The sequence below is a fragment of the Streptomyces sp. NPDC046465 genome (assembly GCF_040646035.1).
GTDB lineage: Bacteria > Actinomycetota > Actinomycetes > Streptomycetales > Streptomycetaceae > Streptomyces.
Map to the genome: position 1 here is coordinate 135,311 of NZ_JBEYZK010000009.1, position 24,467 is coordinate 159,777.

Here is a 24,467-nt window from a genome sequence, read left to right on the forward strand (position 1 = left end):
ATAGTCATGCATGTGACTACTCAGATTGATGACTATGGCGGCCGCGATGTGCCGCCCCAGGATTCCGGGAGGAACCATGACGCGAACCACGACGCAGCATCCCGCCGCCGCGCGCTTCCGTGCCCTCGTCGAACAGCGCGACCTCGGCGCCCTTGAGGAGCTGTTCACGCCGGACATCCGCCTCTACAGCCCGGTGAAGTTCACGCCCTTCGAGGGCCGCGCCGCGGTGCTCGGCCTCTTCGGTGTCCTGCTGCGGACGTTCGAGGACTTCCGGTACGTCGGCGGGTATGCGGGCGAGGCGCAGACCAGCGCCGACGGCAGCGTGGCGGAGTCGGACGTACTGCTGTTCCGCACCACCGTCAACGGGAAGGAGGTCCACGGCATCGATCTGCTGCACTTCGACGAGGAAGGCCGGATCAAGGAGTTCACCGTGATGGTCCGCCCGCAGTCCGCGGTGCAGGCCCTGGGGCAGGCGGTGTACGAGGGCCTGGTCGCGGACGGCCTGGTCCCGGCCGCGCAGTGACCTCCCGCGCAGTGACCTCTCCCGCAGTGACCTCCCCCGCAATGCCGCCGCAGTGACCGCCCCCGGCGACACCGCTCTGCGCCGGACGATGGATTCCGTCACCTGCCCGGCCGTCGTCCGCATGCGGACGGCGCTCGCGCCACGTTGGCTCTTCGTCAGGTAGCACGGGCGATATCCCCGACTCTCGGCGGCGCATGGGTTGTACCGCCTCCCGTGTCACCGGAGGGCAGACTCATGCGTACTACTCAGATAGGTGTCCGGGCCGGCCTGACGGTCGTCGCCGCCGCGCTGCCGCTGGTCCTGAGTGCTCCGTCGGCGTTCGCGGGCGGCGGTCTCACCGTCACCGCCACCGGATCCACTGTGCGGGCCACCACCATGGCATGCGGCTCGGGCGGCGGCACGGCCTCACTGATGGGCGGCGCCAACGCGAGCTTCGCCGGAGGCCGCCAGGTGGAGCTGACGAACGACAGCGCCACTTGGCAGAACGTCAGCGCCGGCACCTACACCGTGCTCGTCACCTGCAAGGACGGCTCATCGGCCGGACCTCAGACCGTCACCGTCGGCGCCGCGCCGACGGCCTCCTCGACGACCGCGCCCGCGCGCGGCGTGCGGGGCGGACTCGGGGGCGGATCCGAGGACCGGGGCACGCTCACGCTCGTCACCGGCGGGGCCCTGGTGGCCGCGGCCGCGACCGGCGGTGTCTGGTACCTGCGCCGTCGGGGAGCCGCCGGGCGTTCCTGACCGGCACCACCGACTGCCGCCCACCCGTCAGGACCGAGGGTGGGCGGCAGCCGCACGACGGACGGTGGCACACGCGCACCACGCACGCACACCACGCACCCTTGCCCGCCCCACCGAACCGCCTTACCGTCCTCCCAGCCGACAGGGAGGGCGCTTTCATGCCACGACCGCTCAGCGTTCAGCTCTACACCGTGCGCGATCAGCTCGTCGCCGACCGGGAGGGGACGCTGCGCCGCCTCGCCGCTCTGGGGTACGGCGCCGTGGAGGCGTACGACGTGCTCGGCGACCCGAAGGGGCTGCGGCGGATCGTCGACGATCTCGGGCTCACCGTGTCCGGCACGCACGCCGTGCAGCTGCTCGGCCCGGACCCCGCGGCCGTTCTCGACGCGGTGGCGGCGCTCGGCACCGACCTCGCGATCGTGCCCGCGGGCATCCCGCCCGAGGAGTTCACCTCGCGCGACGGACTCGCGCGGGCCGCCGACCGGCTCAACTCCCTTGCGGAGCTTGCCGGGCGGCACGGCATACGCATCGGCTACCACAACCACTGGTGGGAGATCGAGCCCCGCTTCGACGAGGGAGAAGCGGGGCTCCTGCACGCCGTCGACCTGCTCGCCGAACTCCTCGACCCCGCCGTGTTCCTGGAGATCGACACCTACTGGGCGGCGGTCGGCGGCGCCGAGGTGCCGGGGCTCCTTCGCCGCCTCGGCGACCGGGTGCGCGCCCTGCACCTCAAGGACGGGCCCGGCACCAAGGAGGATCCGAACGTCGCGGTCGGCGGCGGCACCATGCCGGTGCCGGAGATCCTCGCCGCCGCGCCGGACGCCTGGCGGATCGTCGAGTTCGACTCCTGCGCGGGCGACGCCGACGCCCTGTTCGCCGAGCTCGCGGCCAGCCGCACCTACCTCGCTTCCCTGGCGGCGGCGTGAATCCGGCCCCCGCGGGCTCGGGCCCCGTCGGCGTCGCCGTCGTCGGCGCGGGCGTCATCAGCGCCGAGTACCTGCGTACGCTGAGCCGGTTCCCGGACGTCCGGGTCGTGGCCGTCGCCGACCTCGACGAGGAGCGGGCGGCCGCCGTGGCCCGCACGCACGGCATACCCGAGGCGGGCGGCCCCGCGTCGGTGCTCGCCATGCCCGAGGTCGAACTCGTCGTCAACCTCACCGTGCCCGCGGCGCACGCGCAGGTGGCCGCGGCCGCCCTGCGCGCCGGGAAGCACGTCTACGGCGAGAAGCCCATCACGCTCGCGCCCGCCGAGGCGGAGAAGCTGCTCGCCGAGGCGTCGGAGCGCGGGCTGCGCGTGGGCAACGCGCCGGACACGTTTCTGGGGGCGGGCCTGCAGTCGGCTCTGCGGGCCGTCGCGGCCGGGCACATCGGCGTGCCCGTGGCTGCGGCGACCGTGACGCAGGGCCCCGGGCCCGAGGCCTGGCACCCCGACCCGGCGTTCTTCTACCAGCCGGGCGCGGGACCGCTCTTCGACCTCGGCCCCTACTACCTGACCGCGCTCGTCGCCCTGTTCGGCAGCGTGTCGGAGGTGGCCGCGACGGCGGCACGCGCGCGCGTGGAGCGCGTCGTCGGGTCGGGGCCCAAGGCGGGGCAGCCGTTTCCCGTCGACGTACCGACGCACGTGTCGTCGCTCATCGGCTTCGCCTCCGGCGTGCGGGCCGCCTCGACGTTCAGCTTCGATTCGGCGCTGCGCCGCATTCGCTTCGAGATCACCGGGACCGAGGGCACGCTCGCGGTGCCCGACCCCAACACGTTCGGCGGTCCGCTGAAGCTGCTGCCGAGCGGCCGTGAGGAGTGGCGCGAACTGCCCGTACGGGGGCGGACCGACGGACGTGGCCTCGGCGTCGTCGACATGGCGCGCGCCCTGCGCGGCGGCGGCCCCCACCGGGCGTCCGGCGCGCTCGCCCTGCACGTCCTGCAGACGATGACGGCGATCACGCACTCGGCGCGGCGTTCGGAGTTCCTGCCGCTCGCCACGCAGCTCGTGCCGCCGGAGCCGCTGCCGGAGGAGTGGGACCCGCGGGAGGCGACCCTGGGGAACGGAAGCGCCGCCACCTGATGACGGTTCCCTCCTGTGGTGAGACGTTGCGCGTCCGGGTGTCGTGCCCGGATCCACACAGCGCCGCGCCCGCGGCCCCGAGGAGGGAGAGTCGCCATGACGAAGGAGTACAAGGGCGTCGTCTACGCGGAGAGCGAGAAGGAGGCCGAGGTCCTGCTCCTCGCCTTCTGCGACCGCATCGACTTCGCGCGGGAGTGGATCTCCGCGGCCACCTGGCAGAACACGCTGGAGATCGCCTGCAAGAAGGAGGACGGCATCAACACCGCCGAGAAGGCCATCCTCGGGGACCAGCAGGAACGCCAGAACGCGACGCAGAAGGCGGCCAGAAAGGCGAAGATCTCCGAGGACAGGGACGAGATCCTGGGGCAGATCGAGGGCGTCGACTCCTTCGACGACCACGCCGTCACCCTCTTCAAGCAGGCGTGCGCGCAGTACATCGGCGGCGGCGGACTCAACATGACGTACGGCACGAAGCTCTCGCAGGACCGCTACGACGACCTGTGCGGGCACTGGCGCCGGGTGGGCGGCATCGCGGCCAGGGCGGAGGGCAAGCTGTTCCGCGGCTTCGACTACCTGCCGGTGGAGAACAAGGAGCTGAAAGGCAAGGGCACCACCGGGGACACGCTGGAGCGCCGCACCAAGCAGGGCAACTTCTTCGTCACGGTGGTGAACATCCGCTTCAACCTGCACATCAACATCGGCTAGCCGCGCACCGCCGGGCCGGGGGCACCGGGCGGGTTCGCTACGGCGCCTCCAGCTCCTCGATCGCCCGCATGAGCCACTGCGTCCAGAACGTCTCCAGATCGATGCCCGCGCGCAGCACCACATGGCGCAGCCGGTCCTCGACGGCGTCCTTCCCGGGCGGGAAGTCCCGCTGCTCGATCTCCTCGTACTCGGCCAACTGGCGCCGGTGCAGGTCGAGATGGCGGTGCAGGTCCTCCTGGATGCCCGCCGTGCCGACGACCGCGGCGGCGCGCAGGCGCAGCAGCAGGGTGTCGCGCGGCGGCTTCGGGTCCTGGCTCGCGGCCGTCCAGCGGGCCAGTTCGGCGCGGCCCGCGGCCAGGACCTCGTACTCCTTCTTCTGCCCCCGTGTGGCCCCCTGCCGCGGCAGCGCCCGGATGGCCCCGTCGCGCTCCAGCCTGCCCAGCTCGCGGTAGATCTGCTGGTGCGTGGCCGACCAGAAGTAGCCGATCGACTTGTCGAACCTGCGGGTCAGTTCCAGGCCCGACGACGGCTTTTCCAGGAGGGCGGTGAGGATCGCGTGCGGGAGTGACATGGGCCAATCCTAGGGACGGGGGCGGCCCCGTCTCACAGCGCCGCGGCGAGCTCCGTGCCCTGCTTGATGGCGCGCTTGGCGTCCAGTTCGGCGGCCACGTCCGCGCCCCCGATGAGGTGCGCGGCGATCCCGGCGGCGACGAGCTCCGCGTGGAGGTCGCGGCGCGGCTCCTGCCCGGAGCAGAGCACGACGGTGTCGACCGGAATCACGGACGACTCCCCCTCGACGGTGATGTGCAGGCCCGCGTCGTCGATGAGGTCGTAGCTCGCGCCGGCCACCATGGCGACGCCGCGGTGGCGCAGTTCGGTGCGGTGGATCCAGCCGGTGGTCTTGCCGAGGCCCTTGCCGACCTTGGACGTCTTGCGCTGCAGCAGGTGGACGGTGCGCGGCGGCGTGGGCCGCTCGGGCTTGGTCAGTCCGCCGCGCTCGCGGTAGTCCATGTCGACGCCCCACTGCCGGAAGTACGTCGCCGGGTCCAGGCTCGCCTTCTCGCCGCCGTCGGTGAGGAACTCGGCGACGTCGAAGCCGATGCCGCCCGCACCGATGATCGCGACCCGCTCCCCCACCGGCACCTCGCCGCGCAGGACGTCGAGGTAGCCGACGACGCTGGGGTGGTCGATGCCGGGGATCTCCGGGATGCGGGGGGTGACACCGGCGGCGACGACCACCTCGTCGTACGCGGCTTCGGTGAGCTCGTCCGCGGTGGCGACGGTGTTCAGCCGGACGTCGACGCCGCGCAGTTCGAGCTGGGTGCGGAAGTAGCGCAGGGTCTCGTCGAACTCCTCCTTGCCGGGCACCTTGCGGGCGACGTTGAGCTGGCCGCCTATCTCGGCGGCCGCGTCGAAGAGGGTGACGTCATGGCCCCGCTCGGCCGCCGAGACGGCGAAGGCGAGTCCTGCGGGCCCCGCGCCGATGACGGCGATGCGCTTCTTGGTGCGGGTCGGCGCGAGCACGAGCTCGGTCTCGTGGCAGGCGCGCGGGTTCACCAGGCAGGAGGTGATCTGCAGGTTGAACGTGTGGTCCAGGCAGGCCTGGTTGCAGCCGATGCACGTGTTGATGGTCTCGGGCCGCTCGTCCCTCGCCTTGGCGACGAAGTCGGGGTCGGCGAGGAGCGGGCGGGCCAGGGACACCATGTCGGCGGCGCCGTCGGCGAGCAACTGCTCGGCGATCTCGGGGGTGTTGATGCGGTTGGTGGTCACGAGCGGGACGGAGACCTCGCCCATGACCTTCTTCGTGACGAAGGTGTACGCGCCGCGCGGCACCGACGTCGCGATGGTGGGGATGCGTGCCTCGTGCCAGCCGATGCCGGTGTTGATGATCGTGGCGCCCGCGGCCTCGATCTCCTTGGCGAGGTGGATGACCTCTTCGAGGGTCGAGCCGCCGGGGACGAGGTCCAGCATGGAGAGGCGGTAGACGATGATGAAGTCGGCGCCGAGGCGTTCGCGGGTGCGACGGACGATCTCGACGGGGAAGCGGATGCGGTTTTCGTAGGCGCCGCCCCAGCGGTCGGTGCGCCGGTTGGTGGGGGCCGCGATGAACTCGTTGATCAAGTACCCCTCGGAGCCCATCACCTCGACGCCGTCGTAACCCGCCAGCTTGGCGAGTTCGGCGGCGCGCACGAAGTCCTCGATGGTCTGCTCGACCTCGTCGTCGGTGAGCTCGCGGGGTACGAACGGGCTGATGGGCGCCTGGAGCGGGCTCGGCGCGACCAGCTTGTCGTGGTAGGCGTACCGGCCGAAGTGCAGGATCTGCATCGCGATCTTTCCGCCCTCGGCGTGCACGGCCGCCGTGACGGCGGTGTGCTGCCGCGCCTCCGCCTCGGTGGTCAGCTTGGCGCCACCGTCCCAGGGGCGGCCCACCTCGTTCGGGGCGATGCCGCCGGTGACGATGAGGCCGACGCCGCCCCGCGCGCGGGTCGCGTAGAACTCCGCCATCCGCTCGAAGCCGTTCGGGGCCTCTTCGAGGCCCACGTGCATGGAGCCCATCAGGACCCGGTTGGGCAGGGTGGTGAAGCCCAGGTCGAGCGGGTTCAGCAGGTTCGGGTAACGGCTCATGCGGCCCCTCCGTACGCGGTGTCTACAGGACAGTTGTAGACCAGGCGGCGGGCCTTATGCAACTAGTTGCATAAGGCGGATCCCCAACGGCATCCCAGACGGCGCAGCGTGATGTCCGAATCCCGCCAGCCGCGCTCGCGCGCGCGACGCAGACTGGTCCATGTCAGCAAGGAGAACCGCACGGAACGCGGCACGACCGAGGAGAGTCCGATGACCGTCTACGCGACGATCGACAGCCCGCTGGGCGAGCTGCTGCTGGTGGGCGAGGAGTCGGCCACAGCCAAGGGCGGCACCGCCCTGACCTCGCTGTCCCTGCCGGGCCAGAAGGGCGGCGCCGTCGTCCTCGACGGCTGGACGCGCGACGACGAGGCGTTCGAGGCGATCACGGCGCAGCTGCGTTCGTACTTCTCCGGGAGCCTGACCCACTTCGACATCGAGTACGCCGTCGGGGCGGGCACCGAGTTCCAGCGCAAGGTATGGGACGCCGTCGACACGGTCCCCTACGGCACCACGACCACGTACGGGCGGCTCGCCGAGCAGCTCGGCCTCTCCCGCGCCGCGGTCCGCGCCCTGGGCACCGCCATCGGCCGCAATCCGCTGCTCGTCGTGCGCCCGTGCCACCGGGTGATCGGCGCCGACGGCTCCCTGACCGGGTACGCGGGCGGCCTGGAGAGCAAGCGGCGGCTGCTCGACCTGGAGTCGGCATGACCGCCACCACGCGCATGACCGCTACCGCACGGACCCTGGACGCGGCGGTCGACGCGGCGGACTGGACGGCGCTCGCCGCCGAGCTCGACGCGCACGGCTGCGCGCTCACGCCCCAGCTGCTCGACCCGGCCGAGTGCCGCCGCATCGCCGGGCTGTACGACGACCCCGCACTGTTCCGCTCCACGGTCGACATGGCCCGCCACCGCTTCGGCTCCGGAAAGTACCGCTACTTCACACATGAACTCCCCTCCCCCGTCGCCGAGTTGAGGGCTGCCCTCTACCCACACCTGCTCGCGGTCGCCCGCGACTGGGCGGACCGCCTCGGCCGCCCGGCCCCCTGGCCCGACACCCTGGAGGAGTGGCTCGACCAGTGCCACGCGGCGGGCCAGACCAAGTCCGCCCAGATCCTCCTGCGCTACGAGGAGGGCGACTGGAACGCCCTGCACCGCGACCTGTTCGGCGACATGGTCTTCCCGTTGCAGGTCGTCATCGGCCTGGACGAGCAGGGCGCCGACTACACGGGCGGCGAGTTCCTGCTCGTCGAGCAGCGGCCCCGGGCCCAGTCCCGTGGCACGTCGACCGTCCTGCGGCAGGGCCACGGGCTGATCTTCACTACCCGCGACCGCCCGGTCCGCTCCGCGCGCGGCTGGTCGGCGGGGCCGGTGCGGCACGGGGTGAGCACGGTGCGGTCGGGGCTGCGGAGGTCGCTGGGGCTCGTCTTCCACGACGCGGCGTAGGCCCTCTCCTTGAGGCCCGCCCTGAGCCCCGACTTGAGGCCCTAGGCGAGACCGCTCACGCGCAGCGTGATGTTCAGGCGTCCGGTCAGGCCGAGCTCTGGCGGCGCGGTGCCGGGGAGCACCCGCGGCACCCCGTGGTGGGCGAGGCGCGACGCCCCGCCGAAGACCACCAGATCCCCGCTGCGCAGCTCGATGTCCGTGTACGGCTTCGTGCGCGTCCGCGTATTGCCGAACCGGAAGACACCCGTATCGCCGAGGCTCAGGGACACCACGGGGGCGCCGGAGTTCTCGTCGCTGTCGCGGTGCATGCCCATGCGCGCGTCGGCGTCGTAGAAGTTGACGAGGGCGATGTCGTACGCCTCCTCGACGGGGTGACCGCCCGCCTCGGCCGCGCTGCGGCCCAGCTCGGCGAGGGAGGTGGGCATCGGCTTCACCGGGGCGCCGTCCCCGTCGACCACGGTGCGCGCGTACCCGTACGGGTACCAGTGCCAGCCCAGGCAGAACTGCCGGGCCGTCATCGTGCCGCCCCCGGGAGTCCTGACGAGCCGCAGCCCGGCGGGCGGCCTGGCCCACTCCCGGCACGCCGCCACGAGCCGCAGCTGCTCCTCGGGCGTCAGCCAGTCCGGCAGGTGCACCGCACCCGGGCCGAGCACGGTCCGGGTGCGGGGGAACAGTTCCTGGCTCAGAAGGGCCACGTCCAGTCGGCGACCTCGGGGAGGTCGGTGCCGTGCTCGCGGATCCAGGCGTGGTGGCGGGTACGGGCGTCGGCCATCCTCTGGCGCACGGTCGTCGCACGCACGGCCAGGCCGGGGACGCGGTCGATGACGTCCATGACGAGGCGGTAGCGGTCCAGGTCGTTGCGGACGACCATGTCGAAGGGCGTGGTCGTCGTACCGGCTTCCTTGTAGCCGCGCACGTGCAGGTTGGCGTGCCCGTTGCGGCGGTAGGCGAGACGGTGTACCAGCCACGGATAGCCGTGGTAGGCGAAGATCACCGGCTGGTCGCGGGTGAAGAGCGCGTCGTACTCGGAGTCCGCCATGCCGTGCGGGTGTTCGCCCTGAGGCATCATGCGGGCGATGTCGACGACGTTGACGACGCGGACGGCGAGATGGGGCAGATGCTCGCGCAGCAGCGCCGCCGCGGCGACGACCTCCTGCGTGGGCACGTCACCCGCGCAGGCCAGGACCACGTCGGGGTCCCGCGTGCCGTCGTCGGTACCGGCCCACTCCCAGACGCCCGCGCCGCGCGCACAGTGCGCGCGGGCCTCGTCGAGGGTGAGCCAGTCGAAGCAGGGCTGTTTGCCGGCGACGACGACGTTCACGTAGTCGCGGCTCTGCAGGACGTGCTCGGTCACGGACAGCAGGGTGTTGGCGTCCGGCGGGAGGTAGACGCGCACGACGTGCGGGCTCTTGTTGAGCACGTGGTCGACGAAGCCGGGGTCCTGGTGCGAGAAGCCGTTGTGGTCCTGGCGCCACACGTGCGAGGTGAGCACATAGTTCAGGGACGGCACGGGCGCGCGCCAGGGCAGGTCGCGCGACGTCTTCAGCCACTTGATGTGCTGGTTGACCATCGAGTCGACGATGTGGACGAACGCCTCGTAGCAGGAGAACAGGCCGTGGCGGCCGGTGAGCGTGTACCCCTCCAGCCAGCCCTGGCAGAGGTGTTCGGAGAGGACCTCCATGACCCGGCCGTCGCGGGCGAGGTGCTCGTCGGTGTCGAGGGTGCGGGCCTGCCAGGCCTTGCCCGTCGCCTCGTAGAGCGCGCCGAGCCGGTTGGACTCGGTCTCGTCCGGGCCCACCACCCGGAAGTCGCGGCGCCCCGCGGTGTCGGCCATGACCTGCTCGAGGAGGCCGCCGGTGACCCGGGTCGGCTCGTGCAGGGTGGTGCCCGGCTTGTCGACGGGGACGGCGAACCCCTCCAGCGGCGGCAGGGGCAGCGGGCGGGTGAGCCGTCCGCCGTTGGCGTGCGGGGTGGCGCCGAGCCGGCGGTCGCCCTCGGGCACGCAGGACCGGATCTGCGAGGCGGGGCTTCCGTCGGCGTCGAAGAGCTCGCGCGGGCGGTACGAGAGCAGCCACTCCTCAAGCTGGCGCAGGTGGTCGGGGTTGTCGCGGACACCGGCCAGCGGGACCTGGTGCGCGCGCCAGGTGCCCTCGACGGGCTCCCCGTCCACGGTCTTCGGCCCGGTCCAGCCCTTGGGGGTGCGCAGCACGATGACCGGCCAGCTCGGGCGGCTCTGCGCGCCGCCGCCGCGGGCCGCCCGCTGGATGGCGGCGATGCTGTCGAGTGCCTGGTCCAGGGCCGCGGCCATCGCCTGGTGGACCGTGTGGGGGTCGTCGCCGCTCACGTACACGGGCTCGTGTCCGTAGCCCCTGAGCAGTGCGTCGAGTTCGGCCTCGGGCAGCCGGGCGAGGACGGTCGGATTGGCGATCTTGTAGCCGTTGAGGTGGAGGACCGGCAGGACCGCGCCGTCGTGGACGGGGTCGAGGAACTTGTTGGCGTGCCAGGAGCCCGCCAGCGGCCCGGTCTCCGCCTCGCCGTCCCCGATCACGCAGGCGACGAGGAGGTCCGGGTTGTCGAGCGCGGCGCCGTAGGCGTGCGCGAGCGAGTAGCCGAGCTCGCCGCCCTCGTGGATCGAACCCGGCGTCTCGGGCGCCACGTGGCTCGGCACCCCGCCGGGGAAGGAGAACTGGCGGAACAGCTTCGCCATGCCCTCCGCGTCCCGCGTGACGTCGGGGTAGATCTCGCTGTACGAGCCCTCCAGCCAGGAATTGGCGAGCACGGCCGGGCCGCCGTGGCCGGGACCCCAGATGCACAGCGTGTCCAGGTCGCGTTCCTTGATGACCCGGTTGAGATGCGTGTGGACGAAGTTGAGGCCGGGCGAGGTGCCCCAGTGGCCGAGGAGCCGCGGCTTGATGTGCTCGGGCCGCAGCGGCTCCGTCAGCAGGGGGTTGCTCATCAGGTAGATCTGACCGGCGGCCAGGTAGTTGGCGGCACGCCAGTGGGCGTCGAGTGCCGCCAGGTGGTCCTTCGCCAGGGGTGCCACGGGCTTCTCTCCTCGCAAGTTTCGGGACGTACGACCGGTTCGGGGTACGGCGGAGCGCTGCGCGGGTTCCACGGATGCGGCGGGTCAGTCGTGCGGGAGGCGGCCCGCCCTGCGGAGGCACGTCAGCCGTGCGGGACGGCCGACGTCGCCTCCAGCACATCAGCCCGGCGGGGCGGCCGCCACCGGGCGCGGAGGTCAGGCTCCGCCTTTCACCGCCCGCAGCAGCACGAACTTCGGGTCGCTCGCCACGACCTCCGCGTTGCCGAAGAGCTTCCGGAGCTTCACGTGGTAGCCGAGGTGGCGGTTGCCGATGACCCACAGTTCGCCGCCGGGGCGAAGGGCGGCGCGGGCGCCGGTGAACATGTGGCGGGCGGTCGCGCCGGTCGTGGCCTGGTGGCTGTGGAAGGGCGGGTTGTTCAGGACGAGGTCCACCGTCCCCTCGGGCACGGCCGCGAGCGCGTCACCGGCCACGAAGTGCGCCTTGGCTCCCTCGGCGGCGTTGGCCCCGAAGGTGGCCTCGGCGGAGGCCACGGCCTGGAACGACTCGTCGATGAAGGTGACCGTGGCGTCCGGGTCCGCGACGGACGCGGCGGTCCCGAGGACGCCGTTGCCGCAGCCGAGGTCGACGACATGGGCCCCGCCCCTGGCCCGCGGCAGGTGCTTGAGGAAGAAGCGGGTGCCGATGTCGAGCCGGTCGGCGCAGAAGACGCCCGCGTGATTGACCACGGTCAGACCGGCACCGGCACCGGAGTCGGCCGCCAGCACGTACCTGCCCGGCCAGGGGCTGGGCCCCGCCGCGCGCGCGGGATCCGGCGTGCTGAAGATGAGCCGCGCCTTCTGCCGGGCAAGGGACGTCCTGGTCGGCCCGATGATCCGCTCGAAGAGGTCGAGGGTCGAGGTGTGGATCTCGGTCACCATGCCGGTTCCGACGACGACGGTGCCCTCGTGCACGGCGGGCGCGAGCCGGTGAAGCTGGTCCTCCAGGAGCGCGAGACTCTTGGGCACGCGGACCAGGAGCACGTCGACGCGGGCGGGCGGCGCGTCCCTGGTGGTCAGAAGTCGCGCCGCGGCGGGCGCGTGCCCCGCCCGCGCGAGGTTGGCCCGGGTGGCCTGCTGCGCGAGGAAGGAGTCGGTGATCTGCACGGGCTCGCGGGCGTGCCCGGCGAGTGCGGTGGTCAGGGCGCCCCACCGGTCGCCGACGACGACCACGCTGCCGGGTCCTGATCCGGAGAGGTCGACGGCCGCGGCCCCCTCCTCCCCCGCCAGGTGCCGCAGCAGATAGGCGTCGGCCGCCGACCAGGCGCGCAGCTGATCGCGGGGGTCCTCCGGGAAGCGGGTGAGGTCGTACGCGCCCCATGACGTGCTCAAACGGTTCATCGTGCCCTCAGGCTAACGGAGAGCGCCTTCTGTGCCACGATCGGCACAGACCCGCGGCCCCCGCGCCACTACCGTCGAACCCATGATCGTATGGCTCAACGGAACCCACGGCGCGGGCAAGACCACCACCAGCGCACTCGTGCAGCGACTCCTCCCCGACTCAAGGGTGTTCGACGCCGAGAAGGTCGGCGAGACACTCATGGACATCAGACCGGGACTGCCCTGGACGGGCAACTTCCAGCACTGGCCGCCGTGGCGGCCGCTCGTCGTCGAAACGGCCCGCCAGGTGCTCGACTACACCGGCGGCACCCTGGTCATGCCGATGACGGTCCTGGTCGAGCGGTACTGGCGCGAGATCAGCTCGGGCCTCGCCCAACACGCCATTCCGGTACGCCACTTCGTCCTCCACGCCGACGAGGAAACCCTGCGCGGACGCATCGCGGGCGACTCACCCCTGCCCTCGCCCTTCCGCATCGCGCACCTGGAGCCCTACGCCGAGGCGGCCCGCACCTGGCTGCACGCCGAGGCCGAGGTCGTCGACACGACGCACCTCACCCCCGCCGAGGCCGCGCTGCGGATCGCGGAAGCCGTCAAGAGCTGAAGGCGGGGGTTCAGGGACGGGGTTCAGGGACGGGCTCCGCGGTCCGGCTCGTCGAAGACCGGGGTGTCGGCCGCGTCGTACGGCAGGGTCGAGAGCGCGTCCGCGTAACCCCGGTCCACCGCCTGCCGCTGACGCTCGGTGTGCGGCCCCGCGGGACGCGCGGCCAGTTTCGCCATCAGCTCCCCGTGCCCCTCGGTGATCGCCTCGGCCGTCGCCCGCCAGTCGGCGTCGTCCGGTACGCGGGCCAGCTCCACGCAGTGCGGCGGCGCACCCTCCGCCAGCGCGGCGGCGGCCCGGTCGTGGCCGTCGAGAAGCAGCCAGCCGTCCAGGAAGGAGACCCACCACAGCAGTACGGGGGCGAGGGTGCCCTCCCGGACGTGCTTGCGGCACGCCTTCACGTGCGGGTCGTCCGGCGCCGGGAGCGGGCGCAGCGGCAGCACGCCGTGCCAGCCGCCCCCGCAGAGCAGTTCCAGCGTCGCGTCCGGCCAGTCCCGGACGAGGTCGCTGCTCCAGATCCCCGGTGCGAACGTGGTGCGCGGGCGCAGGCTCCAGCGCCCGCGGTACAACGGCCCGTTCTCCGTGTCCTCCAGCCACCGCGCGTACCGGTGGGACCGGTCGGCGCCGTCCCGCATCGTCGCGGCGGACAGGGGCGGCAGAGGTGAGCGGTACCCGGGCAGGCGCCGCAGACGCAGGTCACGGCAGCAGCCCTCGCCCTCCGAGCGCGCCTCGATCAGCGGCCGCTCCCCCTGGCGGAGAACCCACCCGCGGTCCGTCGTCACCTCGAACCGCAGCGGCGGCAGGGCGGACCCGCCGTCGCGTACGTCGCCGTCGCGTACGTCCAGGACGAGCCCGCCCCCGGGCAGTAGTTCCCGGCTCGCACCCGCGGAGGGCCGTCTCACCGCTCGGGGGTCGGCTCGAACCAGGTGGGGGCCTCCGCCATCGCCTGCTTGATCCGGAACAGGGAGAACTCGTGCAGCCGGGGCAGCGCGTCGACGTCGAACCACGCCACTTCCAGCGACTCGTCGTCGTTGACCCGGGCCTCGCCGCCGACGGCACGGCAGCGCAGGGTGATGTCCATGTACTGGCAGTTGTCGCCGTTGTCATAGGTGACGGGTTCCAGTGCCTGCACGAGGACGACGCGCTCGGGCACGCAGTGCACGGCCGTCTCCTCGTACACCTCGCGCACCGCGCACTCCGCGGGCTGCTCACCGGGTTCCGGGATGCCGCCGATCACGGACCACCTGCCGTTGTCGGAGCGCCGCCCGAGCAGCACCCTTCCCTCGTCGTCGAAGACGATGGCGGTGACACCGGGGAGCCAGAGAAGCTGCCGGCCCGCGTCGGCCCGGATCGCGCGGATGAAATCAGGAGTAGCCATGCTCCGACCCTAACGGCGCCCCGCCGCCGCCCCGGTGGAGACCGGTCCCCCGCTCCGCTCTACCGCTCCGCCGCCGGTCGCCGCCCCCGTACCGCCGACGTCACGGCCCAGCCGAGCCCGCCCACGGCGATCAGCACCAGGATGCCCTCGGGCAGGGTGCCGAAGCGGGTGGCGGGGGTCCGCGAGGAGCGCAGCGGGACCTCCTCGACCAGGGAGTCGGCGGTGTACCAGGTCGTCTTCGCCCTGACCTTGCCGTCGGGCATGATGACGGCGCTGACGCCGCTGGTCACCGGCACCGCGACGGCGCGGCTGTGCTCGACCGCGCGGATCCGGGACATGGCGAGCTGCTGGTAGGTCATCTCGCTGCGGTCGAACGTGGCGTTGTTGCTGGGCACCGAGATGATCTGCGCGCCGTGGGTGACGGTGTCGCGGACGGCCCAGTCGAAGGCGGCCTCGTAACACGTCGCGATGCCCACCCGGGTACCGGCCATGGTGAAGACGCCGGGCTTGTTGCCGCGGCTGAAGTCCTGGCGCACCTTGTCGACGTCACTGCTGAACGAGCTGATGAGGGAGCGCAGCGGGATGTACTCGCCGAAGGGCTGGATCTGCCTCTTGTCGTACGTGTCCGTGGGGCCCTTCTTCGGGTCCCAGAGGATCTGCTCGTTGTAGAGCTTGCCGTCCTCGTTCTCGACGACGCCGCCGATGGAGACCGGCACCCCGATCGCCGCGACCGCGCGCTCGATCGCGCGGCGCGCCTCGGGGTCGGTGAACGGGTCGACGTCGGAGGAGTTCTCCGGCCACAGGACCAGGTTGGGGCGCTCGGCCTTGCCCGCCTTCACCTCGGCGGCGAGGCGTTCGGTCTCGCGCACGTGGTGGTCGAGGACGGCGCGGCGCTGCGCGTTGAAGTCGAGTCCCGCGCGCGGGACGTTGCCCTGGACCGCGGCGATGGTCGCGGTGCCGTCCTCCGCCTTGTCGCTGACGAGCGGACGCGCGGCGAAGGCACCGGCCACGGGAACCAGGATGCTGAGCACCGCCGCGGCGGCAGCACCTCGGCGTACCGCCCCGACGCCGCGTGCCGCGCGGACCTGCCGGACGATCTCGTAGAGCCCGAAGCCGCACAGGACGACCGCGAACCCGAGCACGGGAGTGCCGCCGAGCGCGGCGAGCGGCAGCAAGACGCCGTCCGCCTGACCGAAGGCGATCTTTCCCCAGGGGAAGCCGTTGAAGGGCACCCGCGCGCGCGTCGCCTCACCCGCGATCCACAGGGCCGCCGCCCAGAGCGGATAGCCGGGCAGCCGCGAGACGGCCGCGATGCCCGCGCCCACCAGGGCGACGAAGAGCGCCTCGACGGCGGCGAGCGCCAGCCACGGTCCCGGGCCGACCTCGACGCCGGTCCACACGAGGAGCGGCAGCAGGAAACCGAGCCCGAAGAGGTAGCCGAGGCCGAGACCCGCCTTCCAGGTGCGGCCGTGCAGACACCAGGCGAGGAGCCCGAAGGCCGGGAGCGCCAGCCACCACAGGGTGCGGGGCGGGAAGCTCACGTAGAGCAGCACTCCGGAGAGGGCCGCCACTGCGGCGGGCACGAGCCGTCGCAGAACGCGCACGCCGCGTGCGACCTGCGGGGTCTGCGGGCCGAGCTGGTCCGGCTCGTCTACGGGAGTGGTGGTGGCGGTCACCCGGGGAGTGTACGGCGCGTCACCTGGGGGCCGACAGCTCGGTCGGCCGGTACAGCGGGGCCGCGAGGCCGGGGGCCAGGGGGCCGGGTCAGGGGAGCATGGTTGCGGGAGCGTCCGCCGCATCGTTCCTGCACAACTGGCTCCAAAGTGGGGCGTCAGCCGTTAACGTGTGGCCGGGTCCCTGACACCGGCCGGTGCACGCCATCGTGGAGCGGTCCTGCCGGTGGGGGCCCGCCATACACCGGGGGGCGACGGGGTGGGATCTACGGGGACAGCTGTGTCGGCAGGTCCGGCAGCGGCGCCGGAACGACGGAGTGCGTCCGACGCCACGGGCGGGGCGCTGCTCGGCGCGTGTGCCGCCTGGGCGCTGATCACGGCGGGCGTGCACGGGGGCAGCCCCGAGGGGGTGCTCCTCGCGGTCCTCGCCGTGGCCGCCGGTTATGCGGGCGGGCGGATCTGCGGAGCGCTGCTTCCGGTCGCCGCACCCTGCGCCGGGGCGCTCGCGGGGCTCGGGCTCGCCGTGACCGCGCCGCATCTCGCGCTCACCCCCTCCTCTCCGCTCGGCCACGCCGGTGCCACGGCCGCCCTGCTGATCCTTTCTGCCGGTGCGGCCTGCTGTGCGGCGTGGGCGGCCGGCACGGCGTCGGGCCGTCTCGCGCTGCGGCTCCTTGCGGCGGGGATCGCGGTCGCCGCGGCGGTGCTCGGCTCGCCGGTCGGGTGCGCGGGCGCCGTCGCGGTGCTGCTCTGCTCGCTCGCGGTGGCCCGGGTGCGCAACAGGACCCTCGGCATCGTGGGACTCGCGGCCGCGGCGGTGCTGGTCACCGGCGTCTCCTTGGCGGTGGCCGACGACGCGCTGCCGGACGGTCTGACGGCTCCCCTGGAGGGCGGGCTCGGACAGCACCGTGTGCTGCTGTGGCAGGACGCCCTTGGCCTCGCCGAGCGGGACCCGGTCATGGGCGTGGGGCCCGGACGGTTCGGCGAGGTCAGCCCGGTGGTCGCCGAGGACCTCGCGGCGGACGGCAAGCCGCACTCGGCGCCCTTGCAGCAGGCGTCGGAGCAGGGGCTCGTCGGGGCGGCGCTGCTCGCGGCGGTCTTCTGCTGGCTGCTGTACGCGCTGTGGCGTTCGCCCGGACCCACCCAGGTCGTGCTGTCGGCGGGTGCGGCCCTGACGGCGCTGACAGCCGTGGCCGCGGTGGGCAACGCGCTGAGCGTGACGACCGTGACGACGGGTGCGGGGCTGCTCGCGGGGATCGCCACGGCCCGGCCGCTCAACGACGAACCGAGGAACAGCTCACTTCCGCGTCCTCGCTGAACGCGGCGGTGCGGAGAAGGTCCGGGGGGCGGGGCGGGGCGGTCAGGCGCCGTTGTCCTTGAGGCTGTCCTTGAGGCCGAGTCGGTCACGGATGGCGCGCACCGCCGACTCGGCATTGTCCACCGTCACCGTGAACTTGTGGCCGTCGCCCAGGCTGAGCACCAGGCCCTCGCCGCGCCGTACCACGACGGCGGTGCCCTTCTCGGGCCGCCAGCGGTAACCCCAGCCGCCCCACTGCCGGGGCGTGACGGCGGGCGCGAAGTCGGCGCCGACGACGTGGGAGAGCGGGATGAGGCGGCGCGGCAGTCCCAGATGGCCGCAGCGCACCTCGAACCAGTCCTTGTCGACCTTCACGGCCACGTGGACGAACGCGAGCGTCCCGAAGAGCATCAGGAGTCCGACGGTGATGCATCCCACGACGGACATGACCAGCGGCGCGATGCCAGAGGTCCACATGGAGTCCACCGCGAGCTCGATGCCGAGTGCCACGCAGGCGGCCCCTGCGCACGCGAGGAGCCACTGCGCACGGTTGGTCGCACGTCCGGTCCAGACTTCGGGCAGGCTGTCGGAAGCGGCCCGCTCTTCTGGGGCTTGGTCCGTCATGCTTCGAGACTACTCAGATTCCCCCATGAAGCCACTGGATCACGCAGCGTGACCGCTGGGCCGGGGGCGTCGCGGCTCAGAGCGCCGGGCTGACCGCCGCGAGCATGCGCCCCTCCGCGTACGCGAGCGCCGCGGGCGGCAACTGCTCCTCGCGGCCGCTGAGCAGGACGGTGAGGCCGGGCGGTTCGGCTTTGGCGTTCGTGCCGGAGAGCCCTCCGGTCCTGCGCAGCGCCTGGGCCGCCACCGCGCCGGCCGAACCGTGCAGGACCAAGGGCGGCAGGCCGGACTGCTGGACGGCGGCGCGGATACGCTCGGCGACGAGCTCGTAATGGGTGCAGCCCAGGACGACGGTACTTACATCACGCGGGGTGAGGGCCGCCGCGGCGGCGATGGTCTCGTCGATGGCCTGCTCGTCCGCGTACTGCACGGCGTCGGCGAGTCCGGGGCAAGGCACCTCGGTGACGGTGACGCCGTTCGCGAACTCGTCGATGAGACCCCGCTGGTAGGGGCTGCCGGTGGTGGCGGGCGTGGCCCAGATGGCCACGGGACCGCCGGCGGCGGCCGCGGGCTTGATCGCCGGCACGGTCCCGATGACCGGGATCCCGGGCTCCAGGCGGGCCCGCAGCGTGGGCAGCGCGTGCACGGAAGCGGTGTTGCAGGCCACGATCAGCGCGTCGGGGCGGTGCGCGGCGGCGGCTTCGGCGACGGCGACGGCGCGCTCCGTGAGGTCCTCCGGGGTGCGCGGCCCCCACGGCATTCCGTCCGGGTCCGAGGAGAGCACGAGGTCGGCGTCGGGCCGCAGGCGGCGTACCGCGGCCGCGGCGGCGAGCAGTCCGATACCGGAGTCCATGAGCGCGATCTTCACCCGGTCACCATAGTCGATGGGCCCCACAGACCCCGTCCCGTGGGGCAGACTTCGGCGGATGAGCGCCGTTGCGTGGATCGCCACCGGATCGCTTGCCGCGTGGCTGTGGCTGTTGTCGGGGCAGGGCTTCTTCTGGCGTACGGACGTCCGTCTGCCACCGCGCAGGGACCCCGCCCGCTGGCCGTCGGTCTGCGTCGTGGTCCCCGCCAGGGACGAGGCGGCCGTACTCCCGCTGAGCCTGCCCTCGCTGCTCGCGCAGGACTATCCGGGGCGGGCCGAAATCTTCCTCGTGGATGACGGCAGTTCGGACGGCACGGGCGAGCTGGCCCGCGCGCTGGCCGAGCGCCACGGCGGCCTGCCCCTGACCGTGGGCTCCCCCGGTGAGCCGCCCGCGGGGTGGACGGGCAAGCTCTGGGCGGTACGTCATGGAATCGGCCTGGCACGCGCGCGTGAGCCCGAATACCTGCTGCTCACCGACGCGGACATCGCCCACGAGCCGGACAGCCTGCGGCAGTTGGTGGCCGCGGCGGACACCGGGGGCTTCGACCTCGTCTCCCTCATGGCCCGGCTGCGGGTGGAGAGCGGGTGGGAACGCCTGGTGGTCCCGGCGTTCGTCTACTTCTTCGCGCAGCTCTACCCCTTCCGCCGGATCGGCAGGAAGGGCGCGCGGACGGCCGCGGCGGCGGGCGGCTGCGTGCTGCTCCGCAGGGACGCGGCCGAGCGCGCCCGGATCCCGGACGCCATCCGGCAGGCGGTGATCGACGACGTGGCGCTCGCGCGGGCGGTCAAGCGCAGCGGGGGCCACATCTGGCTGGGCCTCGCCGAGCGCGTCGACAGCGTGCGCCCGTATCCGCGCCTCGGCGACCTGTGGCGGATGGTGTCGCGCAGCGCGTACGCACAGCTGCGGCACAATCCCCTGCTGCTCACCGGCACGGTCGGCGGCCTCGCCCTGGTGTATCTCGCCCCGCCCGTGACGCTGTTGGCGGGGCTCGCCGCGGGGAGCGCGGTGACCGCGGTGGCCGGTGGCCTGGCCTGGCTGGTGATGACCGCGACCTACCTGCCGATGCTGCGCTACTACCGTCAGCCCTTCTGGCTCGCCCCGCTGCTGCCCGGTACCGCGTTCCTGTACCTCCTGATGACCGTGGACTCGGCGGTGCAGCACTACAGGGGGCGTGGTGCGGCGTGGAAGGGGCGTACGTACGCCCGCCCCGACACCGCCGCCGCGGAGCCCGCGCCCGAGCAGCCCTGACCGTCTACTTCCTGCCGGGCGTCCAGTTCATGCCCCACCCGTAGGCGTGGTCCATGGTGCGCTGCGGGCTCACGCCGCGGTCCGGCACCAGGTAGCGGGCCTCGCGCTGGACGACGAGGTCGCCGCCGTTGTTGGTGAGCAGGGCCAGTGCGCACACGGTCGAGGGGACCGTGCACTCGTCGAGCGAGAAGTCGACCGGGGCGCCGTGCTGCGGCTGGAGGGTGACCGTGGCGTTGAGGTCGGCGAAGCTGCGCGCGCCTTCGTAGATGGTCACGAAGATGACGATGCGCCGGAAGTCCTTGATGTGGTCCAGGTTGATGGTGAGGTTCTCGCCGGTGGCCACGGCGCCGGTGCGGTCGTCGCCGTCGAGCAGGATGTACGGCGGCTGGTGCAGCGCTCCGAAGGCGTTGCCGAGGGCCTGGACGACTCCCTTGCGGCCGTCGGTGAGTTCGTAGAGGGCGCACAGGTCGAGGTCGAGGTCGGCGTGCATGGCGACGGCCCTGCCGAGTTTGGCGCCCCAGCCCTTGAACTGCTTGCGCACCTCCCAGTTGAGGTTGACGCGCATGCCTCCGGAGGTGCCGCCCTGCTTCGTCAGGGAGACGGACGGCGCGTCCTTCGTCAAGGTCACCTTGGTCAGGCGCACGGGCGCGGGAGCGGCGGCGGGCGGGGCGGGAGGCGCGACGGGGGGCGGGGCGGGCACGGTGGCCGGTGCGGGCGGGGCCGGGGCTGCCGGAGCAGGCGCGGGGGCCGGTGCCTGTGCCTGTGGCTGTGGCTGTGCTGCCGGGGCGGGCGCTGCCTGCTGCGGCTCGTCCACCGTGATGCCGTAGTCCGTCGCGAGGCCTTCGAGACCGCTGCCGTACCCCTGCCCGACGGCGCGGAACTTCCATGCGCCCTGGCGCCGGTAGAGCTCCCCGAGGACGAAGGCGGTCTCCACCGTCGCGTCGGAGCTGTCGTAGCGCGCGAGTTCGGCGCCGCTCGACGCGTCGAGGACGCGGACGTACAGGCCGGGGATCTGCCCGAAGCTGCCGCCGTCGGACGACGCGGCGAGCACCACGGTCTCGATCTCCGGCTCCACGCGCGCGAAGTCGACCGCAAGGACGTCGGTCACCCCGGCGCCGGATCGCTGCTTGCCCTCATGCCGCACCGCTCCGGAGGAGTGCCCCGGCTGGTTGTAGAAGACGAAGTCCGCGTCCGAGCGCACCTTCCCGGCAGCGGAAAGCAGCAGCGCGGACGCGTCGGCGTCCGGCACTCCGGCCCCGGAACCCCACCCCAGTTCGATCCGTACCGCGGGTGCCGGTACGGGAACATTCGATCCTTTAGACATGGTCATGTCCGCCCCCATCACAAGTCGCCGCGTTCGGCGGGGTCGCCGTTTCGTACATGACCAACCTATTACCCGGACCGCACAGAGGCCCACGACCGCCGCTCGCGGCGCCGACCGTCGGGTCCGGGGGCCGGGGGCCGCGCCGATCGGCCGGGCGGGAACGGCGGCCAGCAGGCTGATGATCGCGGGTGAACCCCAACCCCACTGTGTCCCTTCGGCCGCTGCCACCCGGCCTCACGCGATTTCGGGCAGGATCGTACGCATGACGGGTAGCCGGACCGTACGTCCGTGGGGTTCCTGGGGGAGGACAAGGCCTTCTGGGTGTTCAGTGGACCGTGGTCCGGTCTGGGGCGAACTGGTGCCGGACTCGCTACTGGCGAAGGATCTGTCCTTCACTCCGCCGCCGAACGGCATCACCTCTGACGGCCCGTGTGACTGAGCAGCCCGAAGCCCTGTCGTACGGTCAGGTTCTCGCCGACCGCCGCCTGGCCTCGCTGCTCCTCGGCGACGCGTTCTCCCAGACGGCCAACGGCATGATCATCGTCGCGATGCCGCTCGAGGCGCTCAGGATCCATGGCGGGGTTCCCGCCTCGTTCGCCGTGTCGATGGTGGCGACCGCACCCTTCGTGCTCGCCACCGTACTGTCGCTGGCGATGGGCCTCGGCCGCGGAAGGCCCTCACCACGGGTGCTGCTTCTGTGCGACTGCGCACTGCGGGCGACCGTCTCGGGAACACTGGGAGTACTCGCGCTGACGGACGCGCTGAGCCTGCCCGTGCTCGTCATCCCAGGCCTCGCGCTGCTCTTCGACGGCGCCGCCGCTCTGCTGCTCCTGGCGGTGGTGGCGAGCGTGGCGCCCCGTCGGCAGGCCTGTGGACGGACGGTCCCGGACAGCCGACGATCAGCACGACGACGAGCACGACGACCGATGGTGCATACGGGTCGGAGGGAACTGTTTCGGGATGGCACGTGCTGCGTGTCAACTCCCGAGCGGCCCGGCTGTTCGTCGTGGTCTGCTGCTTCAACTTCTTCTACATGCCGGTGGAGATCGCTCTCCCCCTCCTGGTGAAGGGCCACTTGGACGCCGACGACGCCGGACTCGGCCTGCTCTGGGGCATGTTCGGGGCGGGCGCCCTCGTCGGCGCGCTCGGCACCAACCGGTTGCGCCGCCTTCCCGTCCAGCCGACTCCGGTGACCGGGATCGCGCTGTGGGCGCTGTGTCCCCTCGGGCTCGCCTGGGCCGGGGGCTTCTGGGTCGCCGCCGCGGCCTTCACGCTCGGCGGCCTCGTCTGGGCGCCGTTCACCCCGCTCGTCTACACATTCCTGCAATCCACTCTCACCGACGCGGAACAGCAGCCGGTCGTCACCCTCTGGGCCGCGGGCACGACCCTCGCGGCCCCGGCCTGTTGCGTAGCGGCGGCGCGGGACACCGCCAGGACCCGGCGAGGGACAGGACGGCGGGCCGCGAAGCACAGCCGCGGCGAACAGCGCATCAACCGCCAGCAGATGGCCACGAGTGAGTACCGCTCCAGCGCCCCAGTCGGGCAAAACTGGCGCAAAACGGATGACCCCAAGATTGGGACTCCCCAATCAGGTCATCAAGGGCTTAACTTATGGAGCATGACCTCCCCCCGCTCCACATATGGCGGCGGTTACTACTCCGCGCCGTCCTTCCCGGACACTCCGATCTACGACTCCCTGGTCGCCGAGCGGGGCACTCCGCAGATCGCCCCGATCCGGGTCCCCTCCGCGTACGACACGGGCAGTCACCTGCCCGCACTTCCGGCCGCGCTGCCCGCCCTGCCGGCCGCCACTTCTCATCACAACCCCGCGTACGGCTACGCGCAGGCCCAGCAGCCCGCACCGCTGCAGCAGGCGCCGTCGCCGTACATCCCGCAACAGGCCGGGGCGCCGCGCGGCTACCCGGGCGCCCAGCCCCAGCGGCCCGCACCCGGCACGGGGTACGAAGCGATGCGCCCGGCGGCGCCCCGCCCGGCTCCGGCGTCGTACGAGGATCCGTACAACCGCCCCTACCGCGGGTACTGATCGTCCGCGGCCCCTCCTGTCAGTGACGGCTGGCAGGACGGCCGCATACCGCGCCAAGCACCACGAACCAGCCACGTTCACCCGCTCAAGGCGGCCAGGGGGCACGCACCGCGTGCGGCCGCCGACGACCGGACCGATCGGGATCATCCGCATCGGTGGCCCTTTCGCGATTCCCGAATGATCCGAGCCCGGACGGGGAACTCGTTGACGGGGCACGGTCGTTGGTCACCGTGGATGTGACGCGGAAGGGGGTGCGGGGCAGTGCGGGCAATCGTCGGCCTCTGGCGGTGGCGGCACAATCCGTTGCGCCGCGGCACCGATCTCGCCGAGGCCTGGCTGGCCCTCGCCGCCCTGGTGCTGATCGTCGCCGCCGTGCCGCTCCTCGGCCTGTGCACCGCGAGCCTGTCACGGGACGCCCTCCTCGGCTCGGTGCGCCAACAGCACGAGAACCGCCACAGCACCGTCGGCACCGTCCTGCGGAAGATCGACTCTCCCCCGCTCGACCCCGACCCCGAGACGTCCTCGGCCCGCGACGCGCACAGCCGGGTGCTCGCCCGCTGGACCGCTCCGGACCGCACGGACCGCTTCGGCGTCGTCCTGTCCGACCTCAAGACCCCCGAGTCCGGCGACCACTTCAGGCTGTGGACCGACGAGCGCGGCCGGGCCGTGGGCCGCCCGCTGGACGGCGCGACCGCGACCACGCACGCGATCCTCGCGGGTCTCGGCGCGGCCGCCGCCACCGCCGGACTCATCGAGGGCGCCCGCAGGACGATCCTCTGGCGCATCGTCCAGGGGCGTTACGCACGGCTCGACCGCGCCTGGGACAAGGCAGGCCCGGACTGGGGCAGGACCGGCACCGGTTCCTGACCCGCCCGGCGCGGGCCGAACGCCCACCGTCCG

At 72.5% G+C, this 24,467-nt stretch carries 24 protein-coding genes and 1 pseudogene; 14 read left to right on the plus strand and 11 right to left on the minus strand.

Features of this window, described 5'->3' with window-relative positions:
• The first annotated feature begins 76 nt into the window (after nucleotides 1-76).
• The 5 genes from ABZ953_RS16025 to ABZ953_RS16045 all read left to right on the plus strand — a co-directional run bounded on the left by ABZ953_RS16025 (nucleotide 77) and on the right by ABZ953_RS16045 (nucleotide 4,028).
• Entirely contained in the window at nucleotides 77-523 is a 447-nt protein-coding gene (locus ABZ953_RS16025; protein ID WP_361723083.1) for a nuclear transport factor 2 family protein, read from the plus strand.
• Nucleotides 524-757: 234 nt separating this feature from the next.
• On the plus strand, nucleotides 758-1,264 hold the full coding sequence (locus ABZ953_RS16030) for a hypothetical protein (protein WP_361723086.1): 507 nt from the start codon (nucleotides 758-760) through the stop codon (nucleotides 1,262-1,264).
• A gap of 158 nt (nucleotides 1,265-1,422) precedes the next feature.
• Nucleotides 1,423-2,190 carry a sugar phosphate isomerase/epimerase gene (locus tag ABZ953_RS16035; RefSeq protein ID WP_361723089.1) on the plus strand — a complete coding sequence of 256 codons (768 nt, stop codon included), beginning with the start codon at nucleotides 1,423-1,425 and terminating at the stop codon, nucleotides 2,188-2,190.
• Complete coding sequence (locus ABZ953_RS16040; protein ID WP_361723092.1) at nucleotides 2,187-3,323, plus strand: Gfo/Idh/MocA family oxidoreductase; 1,137 nt, start codon at nucleotides 2,187-2,189, stop codon at nucleotides 3,321-3,323. The genes ABZ953_RS16035 and ABZ953_RS16040 overlap by 4 nt, the downstream gene beginning before the upstream one ends.
• Nucleotides 3,324-3,419: 96 nt before the next feature.
• Nucleotides 3,420-4,028: a hypothetical protein gene (locus tag ABZ953_RS16045; RefSeq protein ID WP_361723095.1), complete on the plus strand. Its 609-nt coding sequence runs from the start codon at nucleotides 3,420-3,422 to the stop codon at nucleotides 4,026-4,028.
• A gap of 37 nt (nucleotides 4,029-4,065) precedes the next feature.
• On the opposite strand, the gene ABZ953_RS16050 is transcribed toward ABZ953_RS16045, so the two are convergent.
• Together ABZ953_RS16050 and ABZ953_RS16055 are read right to left on the minus strand one after the other, a co-directional pair.
• Entirely contained in the window at nucleotides 4,066-4,599 is a 534-nt protein-coding gene (locus ABZ953_RS16050) for a PadR family transcriptional regulator (RefSeq protein WP_361723098.1), read from the minus strand.
• 32 nt (nucleotides 4,600-4,631) lie between these two features.
• The gene (locus ABZ953_RS16055; RefSeq protein ID WP_361723101.1) at nucleotides 4,632-6,653 is read right to left on the minus strand and encodes an NADPH-dependent 2,4-dienoyl-CoA reductase; all 2,022 of its coding nucleotides are present in this window, start codon (nucleotides 6,651-6,653) and stop codon (nucleotides 4,632-4,634) included.
• Nucleotides 6,654-6,863: 210 nt separating this feature from the next.
• Here ABZ953_RS16055 and ABZ953_RS16060 point away from each other — a divergent pair, with 210 nt between their 5' ends.
• Together ABZ953_RS16060 and ABZ953_RS16065 are read left to right on the plus strand one after the other, a co-directional pair.
• Nucleotides 6,864-7,361, plus strand: a complete 498-nt coding sequence (locus ABZ953_RS16060; protein ID WP_361723550.1) for a methylated-DNA--[protein]-cysteine S-methyltransferase — start codon at nucleotides 6,864-6,866, stop codon at nucleotides 7,359-7,361.
• Nucleotides 7,358-8,098 carry a 2OG-Fe(II) oxygenase gene (locus tag ABZ953_RS16065; protein ID WP_361723104.1) on the plus strand — a complete coding sequence of 247 codons (741 nt, stop codon included), beginning with the start codon at nucleotides 7,358-7,360 and terminating at the stop codon, nucleotides 8,096-8,098. Before ABZ953_RS16060 ends, ABZ953_RS16065 begins: the two co-directional genes overlap by 4 nt.
• A gap of 41 nt (nucleotides 8,099-8,139) precedes the next feature.
• Here ABZ953_RS16065 and ABZ953_RS16070 read toward each other — a convergent pair whose 3' ends face one another.
• From ABZ953_RS16070 to ABZ953_RS16080, 3 genes are all read right to left on the minus strand, one after another.
• On the minus strand, nucleotides 8,140-8,784 hold the full coding sequence (locus ABZ953_RS16070; protein ID WP_361723553.1) for an alpha-ketoglutarate-dependent dioxygenase AlkB: 645 nt from the start codon (nucleotides 8,782-8,784) through the stop codon (nucleotides 8,140-8,142).
• On the minus strand, nucleotides 8,781-11,141 hold the full coding sequence (locus tag ABZ953_RS16075) for a phosphoketolase family protein (RefSeq protein WP_361723107.1): 2,361 nt from the start codon (nucleotides 11,139-11,141) through the stop codon (nucleotides 8,781-8,783). Before ABZ953_RS16075 ends, ABZ953_RS16070 begins: the two co-directional genes overlap by 4 nt.
• 195 nt (nucleotides 11,142-11,336) lie before the next feature.
• Nucleotides 11,337-12,518, minus strand: coding sequence for a methyltransferase (locus ABZ953_RS16080; RefSeq protein ID WP_361723110.1), 1,182 nt, complete (start codon nucleotides 12,516-12,518; stop codon nucleotides 11,337-11,339).
• Nucleotides 12,519-12,600: 82 nt separating this feature from the next.
• Here ABZ953_RS16080 and ABZ953_RS16085 point away from each other — a divergent pair, with 82 nt between their 5' ends.
• Complete coding sequence (locus tag ABZ953_RS16085; protein ID WP_361723113.1) at nucleotides 12,601-13,119, plus strand: AAA family ATPase; 519 nt, start codon at nucleotides 12,601-12,603, stop codon at nucleotides 13,117-13,119.
• 23 nt (nucleotides 13,120-13,142) lie between these two features.
• On the opposite strand, the gene ABZ953_RS16090 is transcribed toward ABZ953_RS16085, so the two are convergent.
• The 3 genes from ABZ953_RS16090 to lnt are packed head-to-tail and all read right to left on the minus strand — an operon-like array spanning nucleotide 13,143 to nucleotide 16,170.
• Entirely contained in the window at nucleotides 13,143-14,018 is an 876-nt protein-coding gene (locus ABZ953_RS16090) for a hypothetical protein (protein WP_361723116.1), read from the minus strand.
• The gene (locus ABZ953_RS16095; protein ID WP_361723119.1) at nucleotides 14,015-14,494 is read right to left on the minus strand and encodes an NUDIX domain-containing protein; all 480 of its coding nucleotides are present in this window, start codon (nucleotides 14,492-14,494) and stop codon (nucleotides 14,015-14,017) included. Before ABZ953_RS16095 ends, ABZ953_RS16090 begins: the two co-directional genes overlap by 4 nt.
• A gap of 59 nt (nucleotides 14,495-14,553) precedes the next feature.
• On the minus strand, nucleotides 14,554-16,170 hold the full coding sequence (gene lnt / locus ABZ953_RS16100) for an apolipoprotein N-acyltransferase (protein ID WP_361723122.1): 1,617 nt from the start codon (nucleotides 16,168-16,170) through the stop codon (nucleotides 14,554-14,556).
• Nucleotides 16,171-16,447: 277 nt separating this feature from the next.
• Here lnt and ABZ953_RS16105 point away from each other — a divergent pair, with 277 nt between their 5' ends.
• Nucleotides 16,448-17,482, plus strand: a complete 1,035-nt coding sequence (locus ABZ953_RS16105) for an O-antigen ligase family protein (RefSeq protein WP_361723125.1) — start codon at nucleotides 16,448-16,450, stop codon at nucleotides 17,480-17,482.
• Nucleotides 17,483-17,524: 42 nt separating this feature from the next.
• On the opposite strand, the gene ABZ953_RS16110 is transcribed toward ABZ953_RS16105, so the two are convergent.
• Together ABZ953_RS16110 and ABZ953_RS16115 are read right to left on the minus strand one after the other, a co-directional pair.
• A complete protein-coding gene (locus ABZ953_RS16110; RefSeq protein ID WP_361723128.1) occupies nucleotides 17,525-18,085 on the minus strand; it encodes a hypothetical protein in 561 nt (186 codons plus the stop codon).
• Nucleotides 18,086-18,161: 76 nt separating this feature from the next.
• A complete protein-coding gene (locus ABZ953_RS16115) occupies nucleotides 18,162-18,950 on the minus strand; it encodes an aspartate/glutamate racemase family protein (protein ID WP_361723131.1) in 789 nt (262 codons plus the stop codon).
• 58 nt (nucleotides 18,951-19,008) lie between these two features.
• Here ABZ953_RS16115 and ABZ953_RS16120 point away from each other — a divergent pair, with 58 nt between their 5' ends.
• Complete coding sequence (locus ABZ953_RS16120; RefSeq protein WP_361723134.1) at nucleotides 19,009-20,199, plus strand: glycosyltransferase; 1,191 nt, start codon at nucleotides 19,009-19,011, stop codon at nucleotides 20,197-20,199.
• A 4-nt stretch (nucleotides 20,200-20,203) separates the two neighbouring features.
• Here the strand turns inward: ABZ953_RS16120 and ABZ953_RS16125 are convergent, their stop codons facing one another.
• A complete protein-coding gene (locus ABZ953_RS16125) occupies nucleotides 20,204-21,541 on the minus strand; it encodes a TerD family protein (protein ID WP_361723137.1) in 1,338 nt (445 codons plus the stop codon).
• A gap of 413 nt (nucleotides 21,542-21,954) precedes the next feature.
• Between ABZ953_RS16125 and ABZ953_RS16130 the strand changes: the two genes are divergently transcribed.
• From ABZ953_RS16130 to ABZ953_RS16145, 4 genes and pseudogenes are all read left to right on the plus strand, one after another.
• Nucleotides 21,955-22,590, plus strand: coding sequence for a hypothetical protein (locus ABZ953_RS16130; RefSeq protein WP_361723140.1), 636 nt, complete (start codon nucleotides 21,955-21,957; stop codon nucleotides 22,588-22,590).
• Nucleotides 22,491-22,844 (plus strand): annotated as a pseudogene (locus ABZ953_RS16135) (MFS transporter); the annotation flags it as partial. The gene ABZ953_RS16130 and the pseudogene ABZ953_RS16135, both read left to right, overlap by 100 nt.
• Nucleotides 22,845-23,141: 297 nt before the next feature.
• The gene (locus tag ABZ953_RS16140) at nucleotides 23,142-23,567 is read left to right on the plus strand and encodes a DUF6643 family protein (RefSeq protein WP_361723556.1); all 426 of its coding nucleotides are present in this window, start codon (nucleotides 23,142-23,144) and stop codon (nucleotides 23,565-23,567) included.
• Nucleotides 23,568-23,828: 261 nt separating this feature from the next.
• Nucleotides 23,829-24,434, plus strand: coding sequence for a hypothetical protein (locus ABZ953_RS16145; RefSeq protein ID WP_361723143.1), 606 nt, complete (start codon nucleotides 23,829-23,831; stop codon nucleotides 24,432-24,434).
• The last annotated feature ends 33 nt before the right edge of the window (nucleotides 24,435-24,467 follow it).